Genomic DNA, 11,704 nt, shown 5'->3' with positions numbered 1-11,704 from the left:
CGCAAAGCTGCAATCCGGGCGTTGGTTGCCGCCGTTGGCACACCCTTCTGCGATAAATGGATCTGATAGGCTCGCACGTCTTCTGGGGTCGCCGTCTCTGGTGACCTACCCAGAAACTCTGCAAAGGTGCTGACAATGCGAATATAGCCCCGCTGGGTCTTATCTTGGAACCCCCGCAGGGTCATGTCTTCGATCATGCGTTGGCGCAAAGATGTGGCTGGGGTCGGTAAAAAGGCTCTGGTCATGGCTGGTCGCTCCTAACTTGCTAAAGGAGCCACCATCGTCAGAGCCCAAACCCACCTCTTCAATCAAAATCGCAATCAACCCAAATCCATGCCCCCAGACCATCACGCACAAACCTCCCGCGGAGCGGGTTCGTTCTTCGGCGCAAAGCAGACGGCGCACCCTCGCCCTTCCAACGCCCCAACAAATCCCTATGTTAGGGCCATGAGCCAAGACCTTTATTCTTCGCGCGTTCTCGAACTTGCAGCTGACATTCCCCATGTCGGTTTGCTGCAAAACCCTGATGGGCGGTCGCATCGGGTCTCTCGGCTTTGTGGGTCAGAGATCGAAGTGGATGTTTGTCTGCAGGATGGTCAGGTTATCGCCGCGGGGATTGAGCCGAAAGCTTGTGCTTTGGGGCAAGCGAGCGCTAGCATTTTGATGCGCCATATTCTGGGTGCCACCGCTGATGAACTCCGCGCAGCACGCGATGCGTTTAAGGCGATGTTGAAAGGGGAGGGGCCCGCCCCCAGCGGGCGTTTCTGGGAGTTACGTTATCTGGAAGCCGTTAAGGATTATCCGCCGCGCCATACCTCTGCGCTTTTGGCATTCGATGCCGCAGTTGAAGCCAGTGAGCGCGCATCGGCCAAGCAGGAGGCCAGGGGCGAAATCTGACTGAAGGGGTGGTGACAAGCCACCCCATGTCAGGGTATAGGCGCTCATGATGTTTGCCTTTCTGGTTGCCCATTTGACTACTGACTAAAGCCGGCGAGGCGCGGCAGGGCGCTTCGCTGCGGCAAGATTTCACCCTGCCTGACTGTTCGACATAGACTTCTCTTCTCTTAGGTTTGGCACTGGATGTAGCGGATCTGGCTTCCAATCAGATTGACGACGCAGCTGACAAAATCATGGCAACACCAACGACCCTTTCTGCACCGGCACGGGTGCTTCTGGCCGCGCAGCGCATTTACAAGGTCACCTTGTCGCCGCTGATCGGCCAACAATGTCGCTATTTGCCAAGTTGTTCCGATTATGCCGCAGACTGTGTTCGTCAGTTTGGGGCTTGGCGAGGATCTTGGATGGGGTTCGCTCGGGTCTGCCGGTGTCGCCCAGGTGGCGGGTCCGGCTATGATCCTGCACCCCTGACCTGCGAGGAGGTCCCCGCCTTTACGCCCTGGCGCTATGGTGATTGGAAATTAGGTGCACGTCTTGCCGAACCGAATGGGGCAGATGGCTGGTTGAACGGTCAAAGCACGCCTACGCAAGCTTCTCTTTGAAATTCCACTCTGGCAGTAAACAAAATGATCAACTTAGAATTCCCCGATGGTGCCGTCCGCCACTATGAGCCGCAGGTTACGCCTTTGGCGATTGCCGAAGGCATTTCCAAATCCCTCGCCAAGAAAGTCGTCGCCGCAAAGGTCGATGGTCAATGGTGGGACTTAGGCCGCCCGCTGGATCACGGCGGGAAGTTTGAACTGGTCACGCGCGATAGCGCCGATGGCCTCGAGGTTCTGCGACACGATACGGCCCACATACTGGCCCAAGCCGTGCAAGAACTGTTTCCCGGCACGCAGGTGACGATTGGGCCAACGGTTGAAGATGGCTTCTATTACGACTTCTACCGCGAAGAAAAATTCTCAACCGATGACTTTGAGGCCATTGAAAAGCGCATGCGCGAGATTGTCGATGCCGATCTTCCCATCGTCCGCGAGGAAATGGACCGCGATGCCGCGATCGCGCATTTCAATGCGATCGGGGAGACGTTTAAGGCCAATATCATCGACGACATCATCCCGCCGGGCGAAGTCATCACGGTTTACCGCCAAGGCGATAGCTGGAAGGATTTGTGCCGCGGGCCGCATTTGCCGTCGACGGGTCGGTTGGGCAAAGCCTTTAAGCTGATGAAGCTGGCTGGCGCTTATTGGCGAGGCGACCCCAAGAACCCGCAGCTGCAGCGGATTTATGGCACCGCCTGGGCCGATGATAAGCAATTGGCCGACCATTTGATGCGCTTGGAAGAAGCTGAAAAGCGCGACCACCGCAAGATTGGTAAGGCTCTTGATCTGTTCCACTTCCAAGAAGAGGCGCAAGGCTCGGTCTTCTGGCATCCCAAGGGCTATATGATCTGGCGCACGCTGGAGGCCTTTATCCGTCGCCAGCTCGACGCCGATGGTTATGTTGAAGTGAAGACGCCGCAGCTTTTGGCGTCAAAATTCTGGGAGCAATCGGGCCATTGGGAGAAATTCCGCGAGAATATGTTCGTGGTGCCCGATGAAGCCCCATCAGTTGAAGAAGGCGCGCCAATCTTCTCGGGCGAAGCAGATTTGTTGGCCCTCAAGCCTATGAATTGCCCAGCGCATATCCAGATTTTCAAGTCCGACCAGCGCAGCTATCGCGATCTGCCGATCCGGATGGCTGAATTTGGCTGTTGTCACCGCAATGAAGCCAATGGCGCCCTGCACGGCTTGATGCGGGTTCGCCAGATGACCCAGGACGATGCGCACATCTTCTGCCGCGAAGATCAAATAGGTGAGGAGACCAAGCGCTTCCTGAACCTGTTCAATCGCGCCTATACCGCCTGTGGGCTCACCAACATCCATTACCGCTTGGCGACGAGGCCAGAAAAGCGGGCTGGCACGGACGAGACGTGGGATAAGGCCGAAAAAGCCTTGGCCGATGCTTTGACCAGCGTCGGTGTCGATTTCGTGATCGCCGAAGGTGATGGAGCTTTCTATGGTCCGAAGCTGGAATTCCATCTAACCGACGCCATCGGCCGCACGTGGCAGTGCGGCACGTTCCAGCTGGACTATGTTCTGCCCGAACGGCTGGATGCGGTTTACACCGGCGAAGACGGCTTAAAGCATCGCCCTGTGATGTTGCACCGCGCTGTTTTTGGCACGTTTGAGCGTTTTATCGGCATTATGATCGAAAACTACTCCGGCGCTTTGCCGACTTGGTTGGCCCCAGTTCAAGCGGTAGTTGCGACCATCACGTCTGAGGCCGATGATTATGGTCACGAAGTAGCCGCGCGTTTCAAGCGGGCGGGTATTCGCGTTGAAACCGATTTGCGCAATGAGAAGATCAATTACAAAGTGAGGGAGCATTCCCTCGCCAAAGTGCCTGTCATGGCGGTGGTGGGACGACGTGAAGCCGAAGAGGGTAAGGTCGCCCTGCGTCGCTTTGGTAGCCAGGCGCAAGAAATCATGACGTTGGACGAGGCGGTTGCGATCCTGACGGCAGAGAGTTTGGCCCCTGATCTGAAAGAGACAATTGCTTGAGTGTTAGCCAACCAAGCCTAAAGCAAACCAGACCGATGAACCCCAGCGCGAAAATCGCTGGGGCCTTTGGCATTGGTTTTGGCTTTTTTGCTGGGACAGGTGTTTCAGGCCTCGCGATGAGCTTGGGCATAGCCGGTCTTTGGGGGTTGATTTACGGTTTAAGGGCAGAGGGCAAGCCCCTTGATAGGGCCTTTGTTCGTGCCATGAAGAAGCATGGCGAAACTTGGCTGTGCCTGTTCTTGTTTGCGATGTGGGTGTTGTTAACCGCCATTTGGTCACCAGCGCCCGAATTGGCCGCAGAAACGGTACGACGTCTCGCTGCGGTCTGCGTGCTGGCACCCATCGGCATTTGGGCGGTTTATAGGTGCCAAGGTGAAGATCGGCTCTTGGCACAACGCGCCATTATTGCAGGTGTATTTGTGTCTTTGGGCATTTTGGTAAGTGAAGCCATAAATCACTATGCGATGAATAGGTTCGCTTCTCCAGATAAAGAGCCTCTTGAGATTGCGGGGGATATGGGCCGCGCTGCGTCTGCGACGCTCACCCTCTGTTGGGTGGCTTATGCTTGTCTTTATCAGCAAATGTCTGATGCCCGCATCCGCTTTCTCTTGGTTGCCATGGCGATCTTTACGTCCCTTCAATTTGGGACCGACATCAACGCTGCTGGACTTGCTCTAGGCACCATCGCTGCCTTGTTTGCTTTGAGCTTTCCACGGCTCGCCTTGGGATTGGTCAGCGGTGGTGCGGCGACACTGATTGCAGCGGCACCTTTGATTTACCCCGCAATCGCGCAGGTCGCTTTTCAGCTCTTGCCCGGCGATACGATGCCCTTATCCTATGGTCGGCGTGCCCAAATGTGGGAGACGGCGTCTAATTATATCGCGCAAAAGCCGTTGACAGGCTGGGGCCTAGGGGCTGGTAGCACTTTTGATACGCCGATCATCTATGGTGGATTCGAGTGGCCAATCATTCAATTACACCCCCATGCCGCGCCCTTACATATCTGGCTGGAGACCGGTGGGATTGGGGCGCTTTTGGCATCTGTAACATTGATCATGGCAGGGGGTGTCGCCATTCGCGTGTTCGGGCGCTATCGCGTCGCTACGGCCGCTTTGGTAGGCGGACTGACCTTCCTTTTCCTCAATTGGGGTTTTAGCCATTCTGCGTGGCGGGAATGGGTGTGGACCAGTCTTGCCGCGTTGATCGCCTTCTCGTTCATGTTGCGCAATCCGCGCCGTTGGGCCAGTGCCTTGCGAGCGCGCCGTGAGGGGTGAGGCACATATCAGCGCCATTGTGGTGTCCTATTATACCGGGGATATTCTTCGCTTGTGTCTGGCAAACCTCTTGGAGAGTCCGTCTTGTGTTGAGATCATCCTCGTTGATAACGGCAATCCCGACGGGGTCGTAACAGAATTGAGCGCTTGGGCAGAGGCCGAGCCGCGTTTGAAGCTCATAACCGGGCATGGCAATATAGGTTTTGGCCGTGCGTGCAATCTTGGCGCAAAGCACGCGACCAGCCCCATCCTGGCATTTGTGAATCCGGACTGCGTGGTTGAGCCTGATGCTTTGGCTCAAATGGCCTTGCTCACCGACGCACCACGTCCGGTCCTCGTTGGCGGTTGCATTTGTGACCCGCAAGGTCTTGAACAACGCGGTGCCCGACGTGGCAAATTGTCCGTGTGGTCTGCTTGCGTCAGTTTTTCAGGCGCGGGCCGCCCAGGGGAGCAGGCTGGAATCTGGCGGGACTTTAACCGCAACCGTGAGCCCTTGCCCACGAGCCCGATAGAAACCCCAGTTGTTTCAGGCGCTTTGATGGTAACCCGTGCCGATGCATTTTGGCAGCTTGGCGGGTTTGACGAAGCCTATTTTCTCCATGTTGAGGATATTGATCTCTGTCATCGTTATGGCTTGGGCGGCGGCAAAGTCATATTTGATCCAAGCGCGCGCGCCACACACATAGGCGGCACCAGTCAAGCGGCGTCATGGCGCGTGGAAACAGCAAAATTACAAAGCTTTTTGTATTATTTTTGGAAATTTGCTCGCCCTCCCTTTGGGCATATCAGCGTCATCTTAGTCGCTCCCGTGCTGGCTCTCGCGATTCTCCTGCGAGTTATCATCTCCAAATAGCCAATTAGCGCAGTGGCCTGCGCGATACCGCTTGATATTCCAAAAATTTGGACGCATGATTGTGTCAATAAAATTAGTCACATTCTTTTCTATGGGGGATCGAGTGCGCACCCGGAGATAAGGGGTTACCTAATGATAGACGACCATTCAGAGCCAGTGCGCCCAATACGAGCCTTATTACGCGGTTTAGAGGCGCTTCGCGCGCTAAACGGTCAAGACGGCATGACCGTCACTGAAGTGGCAGAGCGTGCCCGCGTCCCTCGAACAACCGCTTATCGCATTCTAGAAACCCTGTGTCAGGGCGGCTTTGTGATTCGCGATGAAATGGATGATCGGTATCGTCCCACCTTGGCAGTAACCAATCTCGCCGAGGGTGCACAAAACGAAGCTTGGATCCGGGAAGGGGCTTGGCCCCTCATTGCCGCCCTGGGTAAGCAGATCCTCTGGCCAGTTGGGATTTGGACCCTGACAGGCTCTGACTTGATTTTGCGGGCTGCAACGGATCGAACCAGCCCGCTTGCACTCAATCGCCTAACCAGTGGTGCCCATTTGGACCTGTTTGAATCAGGTGCTGGGCAAGTTGTGCAAGCGTTTGAGACCTCGCATAAGCGCAATTTGCTGGAGGAAATTGGCCTCCACCGCCAGGGGCACACGTCACTCAAGGGGCAATTGGAAGACATTCGCACACGCGGCTTTGCCTTTGATGCGAAACCCATTGGCGGCGAGATTAACATCGCAGTTCCAGTCTTGAGGCCTTCTGCAGGCGATGGACCGGAGGTTCTCGCAGCGGTAACTGTGCGCTTTATTCGCTCGGCCTTGAGCGATGAGCGCGCGATTGGTGAGCTTTTGCCCAAATTGCTGCATTTAGCGTCCGACATTCGCCAAGCCTATCTGGAATTTGCGCCACCTGCGGCGCACACTCCACGGTCTAGCGCTGGGGGCCGCTCGCCTGAGTACGTTTAGGGGCAGCCACGACCTCACCAATCTTAAGGGTGACCTCGTCGCCCTTTGAGTAGTTGAGACCCGCCAGCGGGCTGCCGCGCCATGCGACGCTTAAGCCCTTTTGTGCCAAGGCGTCGATCAGCGGCGCCTCAAATTTTGGGTCTGCATTGACTACAAGGCCTACGCCGGGCTTTGCCGCAGCAACCGCGGCTGTCACGCTGGAAAGGGCTGAATCACTTCGTGTCAGGAAGATCAGGCTGGGCTCTTGATAGCCCGCCCCAATTAAGGGACCCGGCCTTCCGGGCGACAAGCGGGGGTGCAGCCCCTCTTGGACCAAGGCGGCAGAAACGCGCTTACTTAAATCCAGTTGCGGGATCGACGGCACGAACAGGCCTTTGATTGCAAGGCTGGCGACGATAGCGCTTCCAATCAAGGCCCCGGCTGCCCAGCGTGATTGGCGTATCACCAGCACAAGGGCGACTATCCCGACAAGGCCAATCGCTGCACTGGCTTGCATCGCCTTGCTCTGCGCACCCGCTGCAATGTCCTGCGCGAGGACAAGGGGTAGCGCCGTCATGATCAAACTGCCGAAGCCTAAAATGACCACACTTGTCCAGCGCAGCCACGCCTTCTGCCAACCTGCACTGAGAAGGCCAATCGCTCCTAAGAGCAAGACAGCGCCGTGTACCGGCAGCGTATAATGGGCGAGCTTCGCTGGAGCAGCTTCAAACATCAACCAGCCAGGCACCAGCCAAGCAAGCAGAAAGCGTACCCGTGGATCTTTACGCTCGCGCCATGCCGTCCAAAGTGCAAGCGGGATCAGGATGCTGCCTGGCCAAAAGATGACCGGTGACAGCAAAAGATGGGCACCGGCCGGCACGCTCTTGTTCTCAGACTGTCCCGCAAGCTTGGGTGCAAGGTCCTGGCCAACAGCATCGAAGAAGAACTGGCCATTGGTCGCTTGCCAGATTGCGATGTACCACGGCAAAACAATCGCCGCTGCCAACAGCATGGACGGCCAATGCAAGGCGCGCCTCACCCACGCAAAGTCGCGTTCCCATGCCAGTAGCATCAAGCCTGACAGGATGACCAACAGCGGTCCGATGGGGCCTTTGATCAAAGCCGCCATGCCAAGGCCAATCCACAAGGCCCAAGGTGCCCAATCTCTTGCCTTATCTGAAGGCGATGCGCGCAGCTTTGCCAGCCCCAGATAAGCCAAGGCGGTAAAGCCAGCCAGTGCCGCATCGGTTTTCGCAATGCCGGCCTCGGTGGATAATAAGAGCCCGCAGGCAATGGCTAGGCCGGCCAATAAGCCAACGCGACGGCTATAAAGCAAGGCCCCGATCTGAAACACGCACCAAGCCGCTAAGCCAGCACCCAATAGAGATGGAATCCTAAATGCCTGAATGGTGCGGGTCTCTGGGCCATTGAGGGGGCCTGCAGTTGCCGCCTGAAGCCAGTGAATGCCAATGGGCTTTTTGTTACGGGGCTCGTCTTGAAAGCTGATGCGGACGAAATCGCCCGTTTCGAACATTTGAGTGGTCGCTTGCACAAAGCGGCTTTCATCGCGGTCCAAAGGCTGAAGCGCCACAAAGCCTGGTAGGGCGCAAGCAAGCAAGACCAAAAGGATCACAACATGGGGCCGCCAACCTTGGCAGAAAAAGTCGAGAAGGTTTAAGCCAGTGCGCTGCGTCTTTTGAGCTGTGACATCTTGGACTTGTTCAGACACGCCGTATTCCTCAATCGAGCCGCGATGTGGCCATCGCCGCAAATCTTGCCACCTCCCTCTAGCTACTCCGTCAGACTGTGGCAATTCGTGTGTGATCGCATCGGACCCTAGGCGATTGGTGCGAATCCCGCTTCGTAATTGGGCCAACCCACCCTATGGCAAAGTGGCGTAGAGGTTCTGATGTCAGACTTAGATAAACACGATCTGTCGATTGCGGTGCTGGTGCCGTGCTATAATGAGGGCGCGACCGTCGCGACCGTCGTTAAGGACTTTGCTCAAGCGCTCCCTAACGCGAAAATCTATGTCTATGATAATCGCTCAACCGACGACACATTTGAGCGCGCGGTTGACGCCGGTGCGATTGTGCGTCGCGAAGATCGCCCCGGCAAAGGTGAAGTTGTTCGCCGGATGTTTGCCGACATTGAGGCCGATATCTACGTGATGATTGATGGCGATGCCACCTATCACGCGCCTTCGGCCCCGAAACTGATTGATCTGATGACCTCCACCCATGCCGATCTGGTTAATGGTGCCCGTGTTGACACCGCGGTGAAGGCCTATCGGCCTGGCCATCGCTTTGGCAATCGCCTGTTGACCGGTTTGGTCAGTGCCGTGTTTGGCCAAATGACCACCGACATGCTGTCGGGCTATAAGATTTTTTCTCGCCGATTTGTGAAGTCTTTCCCGGCCCATTCGAGTGGGTTTGAGATTGAGACAGAGCTGATGGTTCACGCCCTTGAACTGCGCATGACCATTAAGGAACAACCAACCCCCTATGCCGAACGACCCGAAGGGTCGATCTCCAAGCTGAACACCATTCGCGATGGCATACGCATCGTTTCCATCATCGGCTTGTTCGTGCGGGAAGAACGCCCCCTGGCGGTCTTTAGTGTTTTGGGCGCTATACTCGCGATCATAGCCTTAGGCCTTGGCATTCCTGTGGTGATGGAGTTCTTGGCGACGGGCCTCGTATCGCGTTTCCCGACCGCCATTTTGGCCAGCGCTTTGATGATTACAGCAGTGATTTCGGTATTCTCAGGCCTAGTCCTCGATACTGTGACGCGTGGTCGCCGCGAGGTGAAGCGCTTCGCCTATCTGGCTGCGCAAGACCGGCGCTTTCAAGTTTAGGTGTCAAGGCCCAAAACAAAAACGCTTCCCAGCAGAGCAGGGAAGCGTTCGTTTTTCAGTCCTGTGCCCGAGGGCCCATTTTTCGATCAAAGACTGGCTTTCGATTAGAGACCGGCTTTGGCCAATTCACCCATCAGTTCTGGCACGGCTGACTTATAGTCAGCAACCAAGCCATAATCGGCAATCGCGAAGATTGGCGCGTCGGCATCCTTATTGATGGCGACGATGACCTTGGAATCCTTCATGCCAGCCAAATGTTGGATAGCACCGGAAATTCCGACAGCGACATAAAGCTCTGGCGCGACAACCTTGCCAGTTTGGCCGACCTGATAGTCATTCGGCGCGTAGCCTGCGTCCACAGCCGCACGTGATGCACCAACCGCTGCACCCAATTTATCGGCCAAAGGCTCGATCACATTGTGGAACTCGTCCGCTGAACCCATGGCACGGCCACCCGACACAACGCGCTTGGCCCCTGCCAGTTCTGGACGATCAGACTTGACGATCTCAGCACCCTTGAACACCACAGTGGCTGAAGGTGCGCCTGCTGTGACGGTTTCAACAGCCGCAGAACCACCAGCACCGGCAGCGGCAAAGGCGGTAGTGCGAACCGTGATTACCTTCTTGGCGTCAGAGGTTTCAATCGTCTCCAGTGCGTTACCCGCATAGATTGGACGCACAAAAGTGGACGCATTGACGACTTCTTGGATTTCCGAGATTGGTGAAACGTCCAAAGCGGCAGCAATACGGGGAGCCGCATTCTTGCCGGTTGCGGTGGCCGCAAACAGAACAGCGTCATAACTGGCCATCAACGGCACAATGAGACCTTCCACTGCTTCAGCCACATTCTGCTCAAAAGCTGCGCCTTCGGCGTGGAGGACTTTGCGAACGCCCGCGATACCGGCAGCTGCCGCAGCGGCGGCGCCGGCACTAAGGCCCGCGACCAGCACGTCGACATCCGACGACAAGGCCAAAGCGGCGGTAACCGTTTTGTTGGTTGCGTCCTTCACCGACGCATTATCGTGCTCTGCAACAACGAGAACTGCCATTAGAGGACCCCTGCTTCTTTGAGTTTGCCGACCAATTGCTCTGCGCTTTCAACTTTAATGCCGCCCGCGCGCTTGGGTGGTTCGGTCACTTTCAATACTTTGAGACGTGGCGCAACATCGACGCCATAATCGGCCGTCGACTTTACGTCGATTGGCTTCTTCTTGGCTTTCATAATGTTTGGCAACGAGGCATAGCGTGGCTCGTTCAAGCGCAAATCGGCGGTCACGATCGCAGGCAAAGCCACTTCCAGTGTCTGCAAACCACCATCGATTTCGCGGGTGACACTTGCTTTGCCGTCGGCGATTTCAACTTTCGAAGCAAAAGTCGCCTGTGGCCAGCCCAATAGCGCTGCCATCATTTGGCCGGTCGCATTATTGTCGCCATCAATGGCTTGCTTGCCCATCAAGACCAATTCTGGTGCTTCTTCGCCGACAACAGCTTTGAGCAACTTCGCCACGGCCAAAGGCTCTAGGTCGTCATCGGTTTGGATCAAGATGCCGCGATCGGCACCCATGGCCAAAGCTGTCCGGATGGTTTCTTGCGCTTGTTGGGGGCCAATCGACACCGCCACAATCTCGGTCACGACGCCCTTTTCTTTCAGGCGAACGGCCTCTTCAACGGCGATTTCGCAGAAAGGGTTCATCGACATTTTGACGTTTGCCAAGTCCACCCCGGTTTGATCGGGCTTTACGCGGACCTTCACGTTATAATCAATGACCCGCTTAACGGGTACGAGGACTTTCATGGGGCGTCTCCACTGAGTGAGCTTTTGGTTATAAAGGGGCAAGTTAGCCTAACTTGCCCCATTTTCCAATTTTCGTTTGAATCAGATTTAAACATGGGTCGGTTTAGGGAACCGACCAGATTTATTTTGGAGCGGCTTCAGGAGCCGGAGCAGCGGCTGGCTCAGCGGCGGGCGCGGCAGCGTCAGCAGGAGCAGCAGCACCCTCGGCCGCCGGGGTGGCAGCGTCTGCAGGCGCAGCAGCGGCGGCAGCAGCTTGAGCAGGATCACGCGTTGGGTCCGGCGCAGGCAGTGGTGCAGGTGATGGCGACAAGGAGTGCAAATAAGCAACCAAGGCCACACGGTCAGACGCCTTTCCCATGCCGGCGTAGGACATCCCGGTGCCCTTGATATAGGCTTTTGGTGCCTTCAAGAAGTTATAAAGGCCGTCATAGTCCCACGCCTTACCATAGGCTTTCATCGCCTCTGAATAATTAGCGAATCCTG

11 protein-coding genes and 1 pseudogene are annotated in these 11,704 nt (G+C 56.2%); 7 read left to right on the top strand and 5 right to left on the bottom strand.

What is annotated here, in order from left to right:
• Positions 1-245, bottom strand: a 245-nt coding sequence (locus ACIQ20_RS14090) for a phage integrase N-terminal SAM-like domain-containing protein (RefSeq protein WP_395781357.1), incomplete at its 3' end; no start/stop codon positions are given.
• Positions 246-447: 202 nt separating this feature from the next.
• On the opposite strand from ACIQ20_RS14090, the gene ACIQ20_RS14085 reads away from it, so the two are divergent.
• From ACIQ20_RS14085 to ACIQ20_RS14060, 6 genes and pseudogenes are all read left to right on the top strand, one after another.
• Positions 448-897, top strand: coding sequence for an iron-sulfur cluster assembly scaffold protein (locus tag ACIQ20_RS14085; RefSeq protein WP_395781355.1), 450 nt, complete (start codon positions 448-450; stop codon positions 895-897).
• A 233-nt stretch (positions 898-1,130) separates the two neighbouring features.
• A pseudogene (gene yidD / locus ACIQ20_RS14080) lies at positions 1,131-1,364 on the top strand (membrane protein insertion efficiency factor YidD); the annotation flags it as partial.
• 159 nt (positions 1,365-1,523) lie between these two features.
• Positions 1,524-3,500: a threonine--tRNA ligase gene (gene thrS, locus ACIQ20_RS14075; RefSeq protein ID WP_395781353.1), complete on the top strand. Its 1,977-nt coding sequence runs from the start codon at positions 1,524-1,526 to the stop codon at positions 3,498-3,500.
• Entirely contained in the window at positions 3,497-4,774 is a 1,278-nt protein-coding gene (locus tag ACIQ20_RS14070) for an O-antigen ligase family protein (RefSeq protein WP_395781351.1), read from the top strand. Before thrS ends, ACIQ20_RS14070 begins: the two co-directional genes overlap by 4 nt.
• Complete coding sequence (locus ACIQ20_RS14065) at positions 4,764-5,627, top strand: glycosyltransferase family 2 protein (RefSeq protein ID WP_395781349.1); 864 nt, start codon at positions 4,764-4,766, stop codon at positions 5,625-5,627. The genes ACIQ20_RS14070 and ACIQ20_RS14065 overlap by 11 nt, the downstream gene beginning before the upstream one ends.
• A 132-nt stretch (positions 5,628-5,759) precedes the next feature.
• On the top strand, positions 5,760-6,590 hold the full coding sequence (locus tag ACIQ20_RS14060) for a helix-turn-helix domain-containing protein (protein WP_395781347.1): 831 nt from the start codon (positions 5,760-5,762) through the stop codon (positions 6,588-6,590).
• Here ACIQ20_RS14060 and ACIQ20_RS14055 read toward each other — a convergent pair.
• Entirely contained in the window at positions 6,556-8,298 is a 1,743-nt protein-coding gene (locus tag ACIQ20_RS14055; protein WP_395781345.1) for an ArnT family glycosyltransferase, read from the bottom strand. The genes ACIQ20_RS14060 and ACIQ20_RS14055 overlap by 35 nt on opposite strands.
• Positions 8,299-8,478: 180 nt before the next feature.
• Here ACIQ20_RS14055 and ACIQ20_RS14050 point away from each other — a divergent pair, with 180 nt between their 5' ends.
• Positions 8,479-9,426, top strand: coding sequence for a glycosyltransferase family 2 protein (locus ACIQ20_RS14050; RefSeq protein WP_395781343.1), 948 nt, complete (start codon positions 8,479-8,481; stop codon positions 9,424-9,426).
• A gap of 104 nt (positions 9,427-9,530) precedes the next feature.
• On the opposite strand, the gene ACIQ20_RS14045 is transcribed toward ACIQ20_RS14050, so the two are convergent.
• The 3 genes from ACIQ20_RS14045 to ACIQ20_RS14035 form a co-directional block, all read right to left on the bottom strand.
• Positions 9,531-10,475: an electron transfer flavoprotein subunit alpha/FixB family protein gene (locus ACIQ20_RS14045; RefSeq protein WP_395781341.1), complete on the bottom strand. Its 945-nt coding sequence runs from the start codon at positions 10,473-10,475 to the stop codon at positions 9,531-9,533.
• Complete coding sequence (locus ACIQ20_RS14040) at positions 10,475-11,221, bottom strand: electron transfer flavoprotein subunit beta/FixA family protein (protein WP_395781339.1); 747 nt, start codon at positions 11,219-11,221, stop codon at positions 10,475-10,477. The genes ACIQ20_RS14045 and ACIQ20_RS14040 overlap by 1 nt, the downstream gene beginning before the upstream one ends.
• Positions 11,222-11,342: 121 nt before the next feature.
• The coding region (locus tag ACIQ20_RS14035) for a c-type cytochrome (protein ID WP_395781337.1) at positions 11,343-11,704 on the bottom strand (362 nt) is incomplete at its 5' end.

Origin of the sequence: Aquidulcibacter sp. (genome assembly GCF_044346625.1) — a bacterium.
Classification (GTDB): Bacteria; Pseudomonadota; Alphaproteobacteria; order Caulobacterales; family Aquidulcibacteraceae; genus Aquidulcibacter.
This window is presented reverse-complemented; position numbering and strand designations above follow the sequence as displayed.